This window comes from Amycolatopsis sp. WGS_07 (assembly GCF_045278895.1).
Classification (GTDB): domain Bacteria; phylum Actinomycetota; class Actinomycetes; order Mycobacteriales; family Pseudonocardiaceae; genus Amycolatopsis.
In genome coordinates this window covers 336,790-352,699 of record NZ_CP136053.1, presented here as the reverse complement: position 1 = coordinate 352,699, position 15,910 = coordinate 336,790, and the positions used below count along the sequence as shown (strand labels likewise).

The 15,910-nt window shown below is 67.5% G+C and carries 17 protein-coding genes; 10 read left to right on the top strand and 7 right to left on the bottom strand.

Going from position 1 to position 15,910, the window contains the following annotated elements:
* Positions 1–103: 103 nt before the first annotated feature.
* The gene (locus tag RPX00_RS01580) at positions 104–1,561 is read right to left on the bottom strand and encodes a flavin-containing monooxygenase (protein WP_406636726.1); all 1,458 of its coding nucleotides are present in this window, start codon (positions 1,559–1,561) and stop codon (positions 104–106) included.
* A 151-nt stretch (positions 1,562–1,712) separates the two neighbouring features.
* Positions 1,713–2,477 (bottom strand): SDR family NAD(P)-dependent oxidoreductase, encoded by a 765-nt coding sequence (locus RPX00_RS01575; protein WP_406636724.1) that lies wholly within the window; start codon positions 2,475–2,477, stop codon positions 1,713–1,715.
* A gap of 133 nt (positions 2,478–2,610) precedes the next feature.
* Between RPX00_RS01575 and RPX00_RS01570 the strand changes: the two genes are divergently transcribed.
* A complete protein-coding gene (locus RPX00_RS01570) occupies positions 2,611–3,252 on the top strand; it encodes a GntR family transcriptional regulator (protein ID WP_406636722.1) in 642 nt (213 codons plus the stop codon).
* Between the two features lie 34 nt (positions 3,253–3,286).
* Here RPX00_RS01570 and RPX00_RS01565 read toward each other — a convergent pair whose 3' ends face one another.
* Entirely contained in the window at positions 3,287–3,868 is a 582-nt protein-coding gene (locus tag RPX00_RS01565; RefSeq protein ID WP_406636720.1) for a TetR/AcrR family transcriptional regulator, read from the bottom strand.
* A 55-nt stretch (positions 3,869–3,923) separates the two neighbouring features.
* Between RPX00_RS01565 and RPX00_RS01560 the strand changes: the two genes are divergently transcribed.
* The 5 genes from RPX00_RS01560 (at position 3,924) to RPX00_RS01540 (ending at position 7,246) form a co-directional block, all read left to right on the top strand.
* Entirely contained in the window at positions 3,924–5,333 is a 1,410-nt protein-coding gene (locus tag RPX00_RS01560; RefSeq protein ID WP_406636718.1) for a cytochrome P450, read from the top strand.
* Between the two features lie 136 nt (positions 5,334–5,469).
* Positions 5,470–6,036, top strand: coding sequence for a TetR/AcrR family transcriptional regulator (locus tag RPX00_RS01555; RefSeq protein ID WP_406636716.1), 567 nt, complete (start codon positions 5,470–5,472; stop codon positions 6,034–6,036).
* Between the two features lie 14 nt (positions 6,037–6,050).
* A complete protein-coding gene (locus tag RPX00_RS01550) occupies positions 6,051–6,215 on the top strand; it encodes a hypothetical protein (protein WP_406636714.1) in 165 nt (54 codons plus the stop codon).
* 84 nt (positions 6,216–6,299) lie between these two features.
* On the top strand, positions 6,300–6,791 hold the full coding sequence (locus tag RPX00_RS01545; RefSeq protein ID WP_406636712.1) for a nitroreductase family deazaflavin-dependent oxidoreductase: 492 nt from the start codon (positions 6,300–6,302) through the stop codon (positions 6,789–6,791).
* Entirely contained in the window at positions 6,791–7,246 is a 456-nt protein-coding gene (locus RPX00_RS01540) for an NUDIX hydrolase (protein ID WP_406636710.1), read from the top strand. The genes RPX00_RS01545 and RPX00_RS01540 overlap by 1 nt, the downstream gene beginning before the upstream one ends.
* A 221-nt stretch (positions 7,247–7,467) precedes the next feature.
* On the opposite strand, the gene RPX00_RS01535 is transcribed toward RPX00_RS01540, so the two are convergent.
* Positions 7,468–7,797, bottom strand: a complete 330-nt coding sequence (locus RPX00_RS01535; protein ID WP_406636708.1) for a VOC family protein — start codon at positions 7,795–7,797, stop codon at positions 7,468–7,470.
* A gap of 4 nt (positions 7,798–7,801) precedes the next feature.
* Positions 7,802–8,575, bottom strand: a complete 774-nt coding sequence (locus RPX00_RS01530; protein WP_406636706.1) for an oxidoreductase — start codon at positions 8,573–8,575, stop codon at positions 7,802–7,804.
* Positions 8,576–8,659: 84 nt separating this feature from the next.
* Between RPX00_RS01530 and RPX00_RS01525 the strand changes: the two genes are divergently transcribed.
* Positions 8,660–9,253 (top strand): TetR/AcrR family transcriptional regulator, encoded by a 594-nt coding sequence (locus tag RPX00_RS01525; protein WP_406636704.1) that lies wholly within the window; start codon positions 8,660–8,662, stop codon positions 9,251–9,253.
* A 50-nt stretch (positions 9,254–9,303) separates the two neighbouring features.
* Here the strand turns inward: RPX00_RS01525 and RPX00_RS01520 are convergent, their stop codons facing one another.
* Positions 9,304–9,855 (bottom strand): GlcG/HbpS family heme-binding protein, encoded by a 552-nt coding sequence (locus RPX00_RS01520; protein WP_406636702.1) that lies wholly within the window; start codon positions 9,853–9,855, stop codon positions 9,304–9,306.
* Between the two features lie 184 nt (positions 9,856–10,039).
* Here RPX00_RS01520 and RPX00_RS01515 point away from each other — a divergent pair, with 184 nt between their 5' ends.
* The 3 genes from RPX00_RS01515 (at position 10,040) to RPX00_RS01505 (ending at position 14,299) form a co-directional block, all read left to right on the top strand.
* Positions 10,040–11,158 carry a sensor histidine kinase gene (locus tag RPX00_RS01515; RefSeq protein WP_406636700.1) on the top strand — a complete coding sequence of 373 codons (1,119 nt, stop codon included), beginning with the start codon at positions 10,040–10,042 and terminating at the stop codon, positions 11,156–11,158.
* Positions 11,151–11,786: a response regulator gene (locus RPX00_RS01510; RefSeq protein ID WP_406636698.1), complete on the top strand. Its 636-nt coding sequence runs from the start codon at positions 11,151–11,153 to the stop codon at positions 11,784–11,786. The genes RPX00_RS01515 and RPX00_RS01510 overlap by 8 nt, the downstream gene beginning before the upstream one ends.
* 332 nt (positions 11,787–12,118) lie before the next feature.
* A complete protein-coding gene (locus RPX00_RS01505) occupies positions 12,119–14,299 on the top strand; it encodes a hypothetical protein (protein WP_406636697.1) in 2,181 nt (726 codons plus the stop codon).
* On the opposite strand, the gene RPX00_RS01500 is transcribed toward RPX00_RS01505, so the two are convergent.
* Entirely contained in the window at positions 14,274–15,854 is a 1,581-nt protein-coding gene (locus tag RPX00_RS01500) for a hypothetical protein (RefSeq protein WP_406636695.1), read from the bottom strand. The genes RPX00_RS01505 and RPX00_RS01500 overlap by 26 nt on opposite strands.
* Between the last annotated feature and the right edge of the window lie 56 nt (positions 15,855–15,910).

Here is a 15,910-nt window from a genome sequence, read left to right as displayed (position 1 = left end):
GCCGCTGCTCTCGCGTCGGGCGTGGGGTTCGGCCGGGTGGGTAGCACCGCGAGGGCCGGGCTGCGGACCATGGCTCCCGGGCCGGGGCGAGGCTGGACGTGGGTCATCGGCGGCGCACCCGGCCCGACGGTGCCGCGAGGAACCGGGTGAGCAGGCGGTAGACCACGGCGCCGTCGGGCCATTGGGTCACGATCCGTCCGGTGCTGGCCGATTTGAAGTAATTGTCTCCCGCCGCCCATGAGCTTTTCGCCAGCCGATTCTGCAGCCATTCGTTGAAGGCGGCGAAAAACGACTCCCGGCATTCGATCGAGGTCCCGCCTTCGGCGACCATTTTCCGCAGCGAGCGGACCGCGAACTTCGCCTGGGACTCGAATCCGTGCACGAGCGCGTAGAAGTTCGTGTTCGGCCCGTACAGCATGAAGAAGTTCGGGAAATTCGGCACCGTGCAGCCGAGAAAAGCCCGGGGTTCGCCGTCCCAGAAATCGCGCAGGGCGATCCGGTTCCGGCCGATGACGTCGAGGCGGGCCAGGTAATTGCTCGGCTGGAACCCGGTTGCCATGATGACGACGTCGGCTTCGTGCTCGTCATCGGCTTCGTCGATGACGGCGGCATGCGTCATTCCCTGTGCGGCACAGGGGACAAGAGTGACATTGTCGCGCGCCAGCGCCTCGAGGAAACCGGTGGCGTGCACTGGACGGCGTCCCTGGTAGGGAATGTCCGGCGTCATCGCGGCGATGAGTTCCGGCCTGCCCTCGAGTGCCGTACGGATATAGTCGCGGCTGATCCGCACGGAACGGTTGTCCGCCTTGGTGCCGGGGCGGATGAGCCGTCCGCCGAACCATAGTTTCTCGCCCTGGTAGAAACGCCGAAGCCGTTCGAGGAAATGCACCGGCGGCAGGGAGAGCGCTGCGCGCCGCCGCCGCGAGTACGGTTCATTCGCCTTCGGATCGACCCAGGACGGCTGCCGCTGGAAAACCGTCAGGCTCTTGGCGACCTCGGCGACCGCGGGCACGAGCTGGGCCGCGGTGGATCCGGTGCCGATGATGGCGACGTTCTTCCCGGTCAGGTCGACGGCCGGATCCCACCGCGAGGAATGGAAAATCTCGCCGGCGAAAGTCTCCATCCCGGTCAGCCGCGGGATTCGCGGTTCGTTGAGCATGCCGACGCAGCTGATCACCGCGGTGAAATGGCGCACCCCTCCGTCGCTGGTCTCGACTCGGTACTGCTGCCGGTCCTCGTCCCACGACGTTCGCTCGACGGTGACTCCCAGCCGCAGATGCCGTTCGAGATCGTGCTCGGCGATCGTCTCGTGCAGGTAGGAACGCAATTCCGCGTGCCCGGCGTAGGGCCGGGACCAGTCGTAGGTCTTGAACGAGTACGAGTACAGGTGCGAGGGGGTGTCGACCTCGCCGCCGGGATAGCGGGTGTCCCACCACGTTCCTCCTGGCCCCTCGGAGCTTTCGTAGATCACGAAGTCGCGACAGCCCGCCGCGCGCAAGTGCACCCCCGCGGCGATGCCGGAGAAGCCTGCGCCGACGACGGCGACCGAAACGTTTCGCAAAGAGATTTTCCTGCTCGAACCACGCATATCGTCCTCGAATCGGGTATGTGCGGCACTGTCGCCGGAGCTGTCGGCAGCATGGGATCTTAAATGGGATACTATGCCGCCGACAGTGGTGCCCCGGTCGAGTGCCTGCTGGGGAGGGGGTCGGCTACTGGGCGATCCATCCGCCGTCGACGCTTAGGCAGTGCCCGGTGATGAAGCTGGCTTCCGCCGACGCGAGCCAGTGCACGGCGTGCGCGATGTCCTCAAGGGAAGCGAAGCGGCCGGTCGGGGAGCTGGCGTAGTACCAGTCCCGGACAGCGGCTCCGCGCCGCTCGAACGACGCCTCGAGCATGTCCGACTGGACCGGTCCGGGACTGACCGCGTTCACTCGGATGCCTTGCGGCGCGTATTCGATCGCGGCAGTTTTGGTCAGGCCGACGACGCCGTGCTTGGCCGCGGCGTACGCGGCCGCGTTCCGGTAGCCGATGTGCCCGGCGATCGAGGCGGTGTTGACGATCGCGCCGGAGCCCTGCTCCAGCATCACCGGGAGCTGATGTTTCATGCACAGCCAGACACCGGTGAGATCGACATCGAGAGTGCGCTGCCAGGCGGACAGCTCCAGTTCGTGGGTGTTCGGCCCCGAACTGGTGATGCCTGCGTTGTTGTGTGCCGCGTCGAGCCTGCCGAATGCCTCGACGGTGGCCGAAATCGCTGCCCGCACACTCTGTTCGTCCGTGACGTCGGCGACCGCTTCGATGGTGCGCTCGCCGGCAGGGTCGGCCTTCTCTCGTGCCGCGCGCAGCCGATCGGCGTCGAGGTCGACCATCGCGACGCGGTAGCCGCCGGCGAGAAACCGCGCCACGACGGCTTCGCCGATGCCGTTGGCTGCTCCGGTGACGAAGGCGGCGGGGGTGCTGGAGGAAGAAACCATGGTGCTTGTGCTCCGATCGTTGGTGGTCTTGCCCCTCGAGGGCGGCGCGGATCTGGCCCGGCGTGCCGGGAACGCCACGTAGTACACCAAGTGATATCCTATGAGCGCCCGAGAAGCCACCCGAGGAGTCTTCATGCCGTCGAATCCCGTCCTGGCGGGCCGCGCCTACCAGGCGCTGCGCGATGCGATCGTGCGCGGCGAATTCCGTCCGAACCAGCGGCTGGTCGAGTCGGAGGTATGCGAACTCATCGGGATCGGCCGCACGCCGGTGCGCGGCGCGCTGCAGATGCTCGAGGACCAGGGAATGCTGATCAAACAGCGGCAGAGCTGGACGGTGCGGGAATTCGGCGCGGCGGACATCCGGGACGTGTACGAAACGAGGATGGCGCTCGAAGGCTACGCGGCGAGGCTGGCGGCCGTCCGGGCGAGCGATGCCGAACTCGCGGCGATCGCGGCGATTCTGGACGAGCACGAGCACCTGGAACTGCTTCCCCCGGAGGAGCAGGTGACCCTGAACCTCACTTTCCACGAAGCGGTGTCGCGGGCGTCGGGCAACGACCATCTGGTGCGGCTGATCAGTCGCAACCGGCAGTTTTCCTTCGACTTCAACGCGGCCAAGAAGTGGTCGGTCGAGGACTATCGCGCAGGCCATCAGGGACATCGCGACATCGCCGACGCACTGCGGCGCCGTGACGCCGACGGCGTCGAAGATCTCGTTCGGGAGCACTACCGGGTCGCGATGGAAGCCTTTGTGTCGCAGCTGAGCAGCCCCTGAGCCGCTGCTCGGTCCGTTCTCGAACGCGCCCGCGTTAGCGGGTTTCGGGATCCACCTCGACCGCCGCGAAAAGCGTTCGTGCGCAAAGGTCCCGTAGTTCCTCGGTGCTGATCTTCGGTTCGTCCAGCCAGTCCAGGATTAGCGTTGCTACGAACGAAAGCCATCCCCGGACCGCCAGGCGAGTCGTGGGGGTGACTGGGCGCAGCAGGCTCACGGCTGCCAGGATCCGCTCCGCGTTCGCGGCCATGCCTGCTTCGCAGATTTCCCGGATTTCTCGGTCTGCGTCGCCTGCGCTGCGGTGCACGATGCGGTAGCCGTCGGGGTGGGTGCGGGCGAATTCCAGGTACACCTCTAGCCCGGCGCGCAGTTGCTGGGCCACCGGGAGTGCGGGGTCGGGTTCGCTCATCGCCAGCAGCTGGTCGCGCTGGACGCGGACGATCGCGGCGAAGAAGTCTTTCTTCGTGGGGAAGTAGTGGTAGAGCAAACCGCGCGAGACGCCGGCTATTTCGGCTACCTCTTCGATCCACACCTCGTCGTAGGGGCGGCCCGCGAACAGGCCGGCGCCGATGGTCAGCAGCTGTTCGCGCCGCTGTTCGGTGGTCAGGCGCGTCCGCATCTCCCCAGCTTACTTGACACCGGTTCAGTAGCGGGGGATCGTGACCCTATTGGATGTGGGTTCAGTAGGGGAGCAGACTGTGGACACCACCGCGATTCCGCACCGGCCCGGACGCTTGCCGGTGGTCGGCGATCTCATCGGGGCCAGCTTGCGGACGCCGTTGCAGGGCACGATGCGCGTCGGTGCTCGGCTGGGGCCGATTTTCACCCGGAAGTTCTTCGGGATCGAGATCGTGTTCGTCAGCGGGATCGACCTAGTCACCGAGCTGAACGACGAGACGCGGTTTGGCAAGCACGTCGGTCTCGGGGTCGAGCGGTTGCGCGCGGTCGCCGGCGACGGGCTCTTCACCGCGCACACCCGCGAGCCGAATTGGCGACTGGCCCACGACATCCTGCAGCCCGCGTTCTCCGCCGAGGCCATGCGCCGCTACCACTCGACGATGCTCGAGGTGACCCGCGAGCTGACTGCGGCTTGGGATCGCGCGAACGGTCCGGTCGACGTCGCCGCCGACATGACCCGGTTGACTCTCGAGACGATCGGGCTCGCGGGATTCGGGTACCGGTTCGGGTCGTTCGAGCGGGCTGAACCGCATCCGTTCGTCACCGCGATGATCCGGGCGTTGCGGTTCGCCCAGTTGGAGAACGTCAAGCTCCCGTTCGTGCGGCGCGCGCTGGCGGGGTCGGCCGCGCAGAACCAGGCGGACATCGCGACTATGACGAATCTGGTCGACGAGGTCATCGAAAGCCGACGCCGGGAAGGCGGCGAAGCGCGCGACCTGCTCGGGTTGATGCTCACCGAGGGGCACCCGGAGACGGGCGAGCAGCTCGACCCGGTGAACATTCGCAACCAGGCCATCACGTTCGTGGTCGCGGGGCACGAGACGACGTCCGGTGCGCTGTCGTTCGCGTTGTACTACCTGACGCGTCATCCGGAGCTGCTGGCGAAGGCGCGCGCCGAAGTCGATGCGGTGTGGGGCGATCGCGAACCGGCCTTCGGCGACGTGGCGAAGCTGCGGTACGTCCGCCGCGTTCTCGACGAGGCGATGCGGTTGTGGCCGACCGCGCCGGGTTACGCCCGGGAAGCTCGCGAAGACCTGGTGCTGGGCGGAAAATACCCGATGCGCAAGGGTGATTCGATCATCGTCCCGCTGCCGATGCTCCACCGCGACCCGACCGTCTGGGGTCCGGACCCGGAGAAGTTCGACCCGGATCGCTTCGAGCCGGCGGCGGTGCGGAAGCGGCCGGCACAGGCGTACAAACCGTTCGGCACCGGGGAACGCGCGTGCATCGGGCGGCAGTTCGCGTTGCACGAAGCGGTGCTCGCGCTGGGGACCATGGTGCAGCGCTACGACTTCGAGGCAGATCCGGCGTACGAGCTGAAGATCGCGGAGTCGTTGACGCTGAAGCCGAGCGGGTTCACCCTCCGGCCGCGGCTCCGGGACCGCACGGCGGTGCTGGCCGGCTAGGTCAGCGCGAGTCTTCTCGCGCCTCCTTCAGGTGAGTTGTCGATCACCGGTCTTACCTCCTTGCCCTGGGCTGCGCTACGATCAGGGCAGTCGTACAGGACGATCGCCCTGAACGACTGACCAGGAGGGAGCGGGGATGGATTCTCCGGCGGCGGCGCGCGGCCGTGAAGTGCGGCAACGGCTGCTGACGGCGGCGACGGAGCTGGTGCCGGAACGAGGCTGGGCGGCCGTGAGCACCCGGGTGCTGGCGGACCGGGCCGGGGTGACGCCGAGCGTGGTGCACTACCACTTCCCGTCCCTGCAGGCGTTGCTGCGCGAGGCGGTCCTCGACGCGATGCGCGAGGTGCTGGAAAGCGTCGGCCCGGCGCTGGCCAAGACGCACAACCCGGCGGACCTGGTGACCGCGCTGGTCGGTTCGGTCGAGCCGTACACCGGGGTGGACCCGTTGTCGGTGCTGTTCGTCGAGGCGTACCTGGCCGCGCGGCGCGACGAGGAGCTGCGGGATCAGATCGGCGGACTGCTCCTGGCGTTTCGCGCCCAGGTCAGCCGCTGGCTCGCCGAGCGCGGCGTCCCCGAACCGGACGCGACCACGGAGGTGCTGGTCGCGACCATCGACGGCCTGCTGCTGCACCGCGGCCTCGCTCCAGGTGGCGACCCGGCGGCGGTCACCGGCGTCCTGCGCGGGCTGGTCACGCGGCCGTAGGGAGGAGGAACGCGATGAGGATCCTGGCTTGCGGGGCGGACATCGCCGGTCTGGGCAACGAGGTGATCCTCGCCGAGCGAGTTCCGGGCCCGCGCAGCAGCTGGCTCGCGACGGTTCCTACCGGCCAGCAAGCCGCAGCGCCGGGTCATGCTGAAACTGGCCCGGTCGCCGGGAATTGACCGGTTCGTGGCCGGGAGTTCGACCGGGAAGCCCGCCGCGCTCATCACGAACCCGCACCATTCGGCTAGGGAAGGAGCCCGATCGTGAAACCGATCGTGCGCACGCTTTTCAAAGCGCCGGCGAAGCTGTACGACCGCGACCTCGGCTGGTTGCTGGGCAAGCGTTTCCTGTGCCTGACCCACGTCGGCCGCAAGTCCGGCCGGCGGTACCGGACGGTGCTGGAGGTGATCGGCCTCCGCCCCGAAACGGACGAGGTCCTGGCGATCGCCGGACTGGGCCCGTCCTCGGACTGGTACCGCAACATCCAGGCCGCTCCCGCGGTGGAGGTCGCGCTCGGCCGCCGGAGGTTCGTTCCCGAGCACCGAATCCTCGACGAAACCGAAGCCGCGTCCGCGCTCGCCGACTACGAACGGCGAAACCGGCTGTTGCGGCCCGTCCTGCATCCCGTGCTGAGCAAGCTGCTGGGCTGGCGCTACGACGGCTCCGCCGCGGCCCGGCGCCGGATGGCCCAGCAACTCCCGATCGTCGCCTTCCGTCCGCGAGGCGCAACCGAATCCGACCAAGAAAGCCACTGATGAACTACATCGCCGAACTGCGCGAACTCGTCGGCACCCGCCCGCTGATCCTGCCCGGCACGTCAGTCCTGATCGCCGACGAACGCGGCAGGCTGCTGCTGATCTTCCGCGCGGAAAGCCAGGACTGGGGCCTGCCCGGCGGCTTCCTCGACCCCGGAGAGTCCTATGAGGACGCGGGCCGCCGCGAGGTGCGGGAAGAAATCGGCCTGGAGGTCCGCGATCTAGAACTGCTCGGCGTCTACTCCGGACCGGAATACTTCTACCGGTACCCGCACGGCGACGAGGTCCACAACGTCACCGCCGCGTTCACCGCGACCGTCGAGAACACCGACGTCACCGTGGACGGCGCGGAGATCTCCGGCTACGAGTTCTTCGCACTGGACCAGCTCCCGGACGACATCATCGCCCCGGAGCGGCCGATCATCGAGGACTACGTGAAGCGGTTCAGCCGCTGAGCCTTTTGGCGCGCAGCACACAAGTCGCCATCGGTGAGGTGAACCTGCCGGACATCGCGGGCCTGCTCTCGAGGACAGCCCGGACCCGCCCGAGCGCCGCCGCTCGCTCCGGTCCCGGCAGATACGCAGTCGCCGTACGCCAGCCCCGCCACCCCTTCGGCGACCACAACGCGGGATCGCCGACTAAAGGCGATCCCGCCGCGGCGGCGATGCCGACGCCATCAAACACGGAGGCAGAACGGATGCCCGGCGGGACTAGCGTAGACGTGGCCGGAAAGCTGACGTGCACCCGATTCCGCAGCTAGTTTCTCCGCCGCAACGAGGTCTTCCGCGATCAGATCGAGGTGCAGCTGCTGCGACACCCCGTCCGGCCATTCCGGTGGGGCCTGTCCGGCGGCGTGCTGGATCACCAGCACTGGAAACCCCTCCGCGCGCAGGAAGTGATGCGTCTCCGTGGTCGTGAGAGAACCGCCCAGCAGCCGATGCCAGAACGCGCTCTCCGTCTCCAGCGACGCCGCGTCGATGATCACCGCACCAAGTTTCACGTTCATCTCCTCAGACCGCCGGGATGATTCCGCCGTCGACCCGGAATTCCGCCCCCGTCAACCACTTCGCCCGGCTGGACGCGAGAAACGCGATCATCTCCGCCACGTCCGACGGGTCGCCCGGCCGCCCCATCGGCAGGTCCAGGTGGTCCACGATCCGCTGCTGAATCTCGTCCACTCCAACGCCTTCCTGCGCCGCCATCTGCGAAAGGTGTTTGGCCGCGCCCTCCGTCACCACGAAGCCTGGCAACACGCACACGACCCGGACTCCGTGCGAGCCGACCTCGGTTGCCAATGAACGGCTGTACACGTTGAGCGCTGCTTTCGCCGCCGCGTAGGAAGCGTCGCCGCGCTGCGGCAGGTGACTCGCGATCGACGAGACGTGCACGACCACGCCGGAACCGCGCTCGACCATTCCCGGTACCAGTGCGCGGTCGAGGCGAACCGCGCTCAGCAGGTTCATCTCCAGGTCGGCGAGCCAGGCTTCGTCGGCCCTCTTGAGCGTCGGCGTCGTGCCGGTTGCCGCGCCTGCGTTGTTGACCAGGACATCGACCCCGCCGATGCTGTCGACGACCCGGCGGCCGAGGTCCGCCGCACCGGCTTCGGTCGAGAGGTCCGCGGGGAGGAACGTCGCGGGCAGATCGTCCGGCGGTGCGCTGCGCGAGGCCGCCACCACGGTCGCGCCGGCGGCGGCGAAGCGGCGGACTGTCGCCGCCCCCAAACCCCGGCTACCCCCGGTGACCAGCACCCGAAGACCGGCGAGACCCTCGTCCGGAACTGTCATGACACTGCTCCCAGCACTAAGGTGAGTCTGACTCCGGAAACTGTACACCTAAGCTGAACCGGACTCACTTTATGGAGGTAGCTCGTGCCACGTCCGTTGCGTGCCGACGCGCGGCGCAACCGGGATGCGCTCCTGGCCGCCGCGCGGGAAGCGTTTCTCGCCGGGGAGGCCGACGCGCACGTCGACGAAATCGCCAAGCGGGCCGGGGTCGCGGTCGGCACGCTCTACCGGCATTTCGAGACGCGCGAAGCTCTCGTTGAGGAGGTCTACCGGCAGGAAGTCGACCAGCTGTGCGCCGCGCCTGAGCAGCTCCTCCAGCAGCACGCGCCCGACGAGGCGTTGCGGCGTTTTCTGTTGCTGCTGGTGGAACATTCGGCCGTCGGCAAGGGAATGGCGATCGCGCTGGAGAGCATCATGGCGACGGATTCGCCGGTCTTCGAGGACGCCCGCGCGCAGATGGCCGGTGCCCTCGACCAGTTGCTCGAAGCCGGTGCTGCCGCTGGGAAACTCCGGGCTGACGTCAGCGGGCGAACGGTGCTGCGCGCGCTCGGCGGGATCTGCGGGATGCGGGTCACGGAGGGTTGGGAGGAGGAAGCGGTCCGGATCACCGAGATCCTGCTGGACGGGCTGCGGTTCGGCGCTGGGAGGGACGGCCGGGCTCGGCTTGCCGGTCCGTGAAGGACTCCATGGGGGAATCTGATTCCCTCAAGGAGTCCTTCACGGAGGGGCTACTTGGCGAGCGCGTCCACTCCGGCCTGGGCGAAGCTCTCGTCCTGGGCTCCGGACGGGGCTCCGGCCACGCCGACCGCCGCGATCGGGGCGTTGTTCGCGTCCACCGGGACCGCGCCGGCGAGGAACAGCGTGCCCTTGATGTCCTTCAAGGTCGGCGTCTGCTGGAGGCGTCCGGCCAGCTCGGAGGTCTTGGCGTTCCACGAAACCGCGGTGAACGCCTTCTCCTCGGCCGACGAGTACGACTGCGGGCCCGCACCGTCGCCGCGCAGGGTCAGGATCGTGTTGCCGTTCCGGTCGACCACTGCGACCGACACGTGCTGGCCTGCCTTCTCGGCGGCGCTCAGCGCGGCCTGCGCGGCCTTCTGTGCGGCGGCGATCGACAGGTGCGTGGTCTGGACCAAGCCCTTCGGCGCGGCCTGAGTCGGGGCAGCGGGGGCAGCGGTCGGCGTGGCGGCATTGGCGACCAGGGCGCCGGTGGTGGCGGCGCCGATCACGGCGAGTCCGCCGACGACGGTGGCGATGCGGGTCTTGGCGGTGAAGGTCTTCATCGGGGGCTCCTTGGCTTGTCCGGCTTGATGAATTCATCGTGCGTCCGGGACCCCCTTCACCGGATCGGAGTCTCGGCTCGCTTCGCGGAGAGGAACGGCCGACACTCATGTCATCCGATCGGTTGATGTCGAGCGGGTGCGCACCGGTCAGGCTCCACAACGGAACGAAAACAGGAGGGCGGCGATGACCGATCGGGACGCGCGGTGGCTGGCCGCGACCATGCACACGGCGTTCTTCCTGCTGCTGGTCGCGTCGATCGTGCGCTTCCTCGACCACCACCACGGCGAACCGGCCGCGCCCTGGGTGATCGCCCTGACCGGTTGCCTCGCCGCGGTCTACGCGGTCGGCCTGCTGCTGCGCATCACCGGGCCGGAGCAGGTGACGGTGCCGTATCTGGCCTGGCTGACCGTCGTGACCGTGCTGTGGGTGGTGCTGGTGCTGCTCGCGCCGAGCTTCGCCTGGTGCGCGGTCCCGCTGTTCGTCACCGGCCTCCGCACGCTGCCGACCGGACCCGCATTGGTGCTGGTGACGCTCGTGACCGCGCTGGTAGTGCTCTCGCAGAACCGGCTCTCGACCGGCTTCGACCCGAATCTGACGATCGTGCCGGTGGCCGTCGCCGCCGTGACCGCCGCGGTGATCACGTACCTGCGACGCCAGGCGGTGCGGCTGCGGGAAACCGAGCGGCGCGCGGGCATGCTGGACGAACGGCAACGGCTCTCGCGGGAGATCCACGACGCGTTGGCGCAAGGCCTGTCCAGCCAGGCAATGCTGCTGCAAGCGGCCGACCGCGCGTGGGACGATCCGGATCTGGCACGCGAGCATTTGCATGCGGCGCAACAGATCGGGGCCCGGAACCTGGCCGAGGCTCGCGGTCTCGTGCAGGACCTGGCCCCAGCTGATCTCGACGGGCACTCGGTCGAGGAAGCCTTGCGTAACGTCGCCGAACGCGAACCGCGGCCGGTGCGCGTGCAGGTCGATGGGCCCGCGCGGCCGTTGCCGGGGCGGGTGCAGTCCACTTTGGTGCGGATCGCGCAAGGTGCGCTGGCGAATGCGCGGGAACACGCGGATGCGTCGGGAGTGGCGCTTACTCTCACCTACCTAGACGATGAGGTCGTGCTGGATATTACCGACGACGGCCGTGGTTTCGACCCGGCTGCCCCGAGCGTTGAAGGCCGCGGCCACGGGTTGCCCGCGATGCGTGCGCGGGCGGCGCAGTTGGGTGGGCGGTTGACTGTGGAATCCGCGCCTGGGGAGGGCACGGTTATCTCTGCCGCGATTCCGTTGGGGGTTCGTCGTGACTGAAGAGCGGGTTATTCGGGTTGTTCTTTGTGACGATCATGCGATGGTTCGGGCTGGGTTGCGGGCGTTGCTGGGCGGGGCTGGTGGGATCGAGGTCGTCGGTGAGGCTGCTACTGGGCAGGAGGCTGTTGATCTCGCTGCCGCGTTGGCGCCGGATGTGGTGTTGATGGATTTGCAGTTGGGCGATGGGATGGATGGGGTTGCCGCTATTCGGCGGGTTTTGGCTCTTGAATCGCCGCCTCGGGTTTTGGTGTTGACAACCTATGATACTGATGCGGATATTACGCGGTCTATTGAGGCTGGGGCTACGGGGTATTTGCTGAAGGCTGAGTCTGCGGATGAGTTGTATGCGGCTATTCGGGCGGCTGCGGCGGGGAGGACGGCGTTGTCGGCGCCGGTGGCGGATCGGATGATGGCGCAGTTGCGGGCTCCTCGGCCTTCGTTGACTGCTCGGGAGAGGGATATTCTCGAGCAGTTGGCGGAGGGGGTGGGGAATCGGGAGATTGCTCGAAGGTTGTTTATTAGTGAGGCTACGGTTAAGACGCATTTGGGGCGGATTTATGAGAAGTTGGGGGTGGATACCCGGGCTGGGGCGGTTGCGGTGGCTAAGGAGCGGCGGTTGTTGTCTTGAGGGGGCTCGTCGCCTGGCGGCGACTTTGCGGGTCGGTGTTGGCGTGGGGCACCCCGAAGCTTGATTGTGCTGACGGGCGGTGGGTGCTTGTCAAGGCGGGAAAGATGCCTTGACAAGCACCCACCGCCCGCAGGGAGGCTTCGTATCGGGGTGCGGGGGTGGGGCTGGGTGCCTCGATAGTGGGTGCGCTGGTGCGGCAGTGGTGGGGGTGGGGCTGGGTGCCTCGATAGTGGGTGCATCGGTGGCGGTTGTGGTGGTGGGTGTGACGTGGGGTGACGTGCATTGCGGGCGCTGCTAGCGTGAGTGGCGCGTATCAGAACTAGGGGTGGGGCTTGATCGACGCGGTTGAGGTGTTTTCCACTGAGGCGGCAAAAGTGCTGGCCACCGCCTTGGTCGGGCGGGTCGACAAGGGGCTGGGGCGGCTGGCGAGCCTTGCGAGGGCCAAGTTCGGTTCCGGTGGGGCCTCGGTGGCTGATCTTCGCGAGCAGGTGCTGACCGCTTGTCAGGAGGATCCGGCGTTTCGGGCTGAGCTGATGGAAGCGGTCGCGGTGCTGAACGCGGCTGGGCAGCGGGCGCCGGCGATTGAGGGTGTTGAGCCGTTTTTCAATCATGCTGAGCATCTTCGTGCGCCGCGCGAGTCTGGGATTTGTCTTATTTACGGGCCGGTCGGGTCGGGGAAGACTGAGCTTGCCCGGCAGATCGCCGGGCTGGTGCGGGATCGGTTTCCGGGTGGCTGGATCGAGATCGACGTCGCCGAGTTGCGTACGGGGGCGGTCGTCGATCTGGCACTCGTCAAGCGGCAGGCGTTGCTGAAGCTGGGGATTCCCAGCCAGGAAATCGCCACTGACGATGCTGGTCTGGACCAGCAGTTCGGGTCGGTCCTGGCGACTCGGTTGTTCACCGTCATTCTCGACAACGTCGCGTCGGCGCGGGAGGTCGAGATTTTCCGGCCGTTCCGGATGAATCTCGTGCTGGCTACCGGTTCCGTTCGTACCCGGGATCTCGATGCGCTCGATCCGGCTCCGATTCTGCTGGGCGGTCTCGAAAATCAGGGTGCGCGGGAAATGCTGGCGTACTATTGCCCAAAGGTTCGGCTCGACGCGGAGCCTGAAGCGGCGGACGCGTTGCTGGAGATGTCCGGGCGGATGCCGTCCGCGATTCGGGAAGTCGGCTTGAGTCTTGCGCGACACAGCGGGGAACCGTATCCGGTTCGCGGCATGGTCGCGTATTACCAGGAGAATGGCATCGTGGATGTCGAGGGCGTCATCAAGGACGCGCTCGAGCAGACTTTTTCTTCGCTGGCACCGGAAACTCGGGAAGCGGTCGCGTTGCTGGCCGGATTTCCCGGGCACTGGTTCACTGAGGAGACTGCGGTCGCTTACTTGGGGCCGGAAGGTAAGAAGGTTTTCGACACCGTCGTCAGCTCGATGCTGACCGAGAAGGTGGGGCGCTGGTATCGGCTCACCGCGTTGGTATCGCAGTACGCGGCGAAGCTTCCCGCTGATCGCGACACGGCGTTTCTCCGGCTGTTGAGCCATGTTCGGGACCTCGTCGTGTCGGCTGACCTCGCGGAAGACCCCACCCGGTTGCGGGAGTACGTGGTGCCGTCCATCGCGCCGTGGACGCTTGCCGAGAATCGGTTCGAGTGGCTGCACCAGCATTTGGGTCTCATTACCGAGGTGGTGCGCGCAGCGGCTCGGCGGGGAAGGCACATGGAGGTGTGCCAGCTCGCCGGTGCGTTGGAAGTCCTGATCACTAAGCGCTGGTTGTGGCGCGAGTACGCCGAAATCAGCGATCTGGCGGTACACGCGGCCGCGGCGCTCGCTGATGGCGAGCCGCAGGCGCTTTACGCGCGGACGTTGTTGATGCGGGCCAAAGTCTGGTTCCTGGCCCGGTCGTTCGAGCAGGCGGACGCGGACCTCCGGCAGGCGTGGGCGCTGGCCCAGGTCGTCGACATCCGTCCGGCGCGGCGGGATCGGCTGCAATCGTCGGCGGCGGAGTTTCGTGCGCGGTTCTTTGAGGAGCGAGCGGACACCGACCCGGCAGAGCGGGCCAGTTTGCTCACTCATGCGGAGGCGTGGCTGCGGAAATCCATCGCGCTCGACGAGCAGCACGACCACGGTTATGCGCTCGGTATTCACCATCGGATGCTTGCGTCGGTGTTGATCAAGGCAGGTCGTCCGGCGGAGGCGATGGCTGAGATCGAGCAGGGGCGGCGACACGCTACTGGCCGGAACCTGAGCAGGCTGGACATGGTGGCCGCGCGGGCTTTCCTCGCGTTCGGCGATCCGGAGCGGGCTCGGGAATGCTGGAGTCGCGCCCGAGCTGAGTTGAAAGATACTGGTGCGGACCAATACCGGTGGGAGATCCGCGAAATCGAGGCGCGGATCTTCGCGGCGGAAGGCCAGCCGGAATCCGCGCGCGCCGCGTGGGGGAGCCTGATCTGGGACGCGTGGCGGCTCGGTCATCCCCGGACGAACGAGTACCTTACCGAACTCGAATCGTTACGCTGACTCGGTTCCGCCCGAATTCCAAGTAGGTCCGTCCTAAGTGGAGCATTGACACCGCGGCCAGCGGATCGACCTGACGGGAGGCGGGGATCAGCTCGTAGTGCCGTCCGCTTCGATCTGCGGCGAGGCAACGATCCGCTAGGCGGAGCGCGGCGAATTGCGCGTCTGGCCATTGTTTCAGGACAGCCGGGGCCCAGTCGGCGAAGTCGATGTCGGTGTCGTAGGTGAATACGATGGCCGCCGCTGACAGTTCGCGCAGCGAGGCGCGGGTGTGGTGCGCGACTACGTGGAGATGGTGCAGTTGCTGCGGCACTTCGGTCGCTGGCAGCCGCACGAGTACGTCCGTGTTGCCCTGTTCGCGGATGCCAGCGAGGAACGCGACCGGTTGCGTGCGGACAGCGGGGTTGACCGGATAGCTGGTGAATTCGGCTGGTGTGCTCGGTTCCGGCAGCTTCATCAACCGGTAGCACGCGGCGCGTAGCAGCTCAGCTGACTGTCCGGGGACCGCGACTGCTTGCTTGGCAACGGGTTCGTAGCTTCCCGGCACGTGGTGGTCGATCGCGTCGTCGATCTGTGCGGCCAAGGGACGGTCGGCGGCGAGCGAGCCGGCTCGTGCGGCCAGCATCGCGGCTGGGGAACCGGGAACCGTTGCGGGAGAAGGACTTCCCGCCATCAGCAGCGGCAGGTCCAAAGCCGCGGCGTAGAGCGAGACCGAGCTTTCGTCTCCGATCACGCAGGAGGACGCGGTGACCGCGGTCTGCCAGCCGGTTTCGGGCGGAATCACCAGCAGCCCAGCCTGTTTTGCTTCGGTGAGCCACGCGTCGAGCTGCCACGTGCTGTGCGCCGCGGCGATCCCCGGATGCAGGATCGCGCACACCGTGGTGGTGTCGACCGGGAGTTCGGCGACGAGCCGGAGCGGAAGGTCAGGATGCTGCCCGAGCACGGACGACTGACCCCAGGTGGACGCGATCGTCACGAGCCGTTTGCCCCGTCCGGCCAGCGCGGTGCGGTACTCGGCCGCCCGGTGCGCGCCGGCGACGAGCCGGTCCAGGCACGGATCGCCGACTACCTCCGCCCGCTCGGCCGCCTCCGGGCTCGCCTCCCGCAGCTGGTCGCGCTGTTCGGCGTGCGCGACCGCGATCAGCGCTGGGACGACCTGGCCGTCGTGCATCAGGCGCTGCGGGTTGAGCCCGGCGACGACCGAGCTCTCGGGGTAGTACTTCTGGTGCCCGATCCCGTGCGGCAGCAGGACCACCGGGGCGCGCAGCAGGTGGAGATCGTCGTTCTCGCTGGCCGCGAGCGCGAGGTCGAACTCGGCCTCGACCGCCTGCTGCCACGGGATCACCGCGGCGCCCAGCCGTTCGAGCAGTGCGGGAACGCCCGCTCCGAGGATGGCCGGGTGCTCCCGGTCGAAGGTGAACACCGTCTGGACGCGGTGGTCGCCGCTGAAGAGCGTGAGCACGTCCAGCAACCGGTTGAGCGTCGTCACGGTCCGCACCACGACCAGGACCCGGCGCTCGAAACCAATGGTCAGCCAACGGTCAAACCCAGGATCCACGGGTACTCTCCGTGACGAAAGTCCGGGGGGGTAGGTATTTGCCATCAAACTGGGCA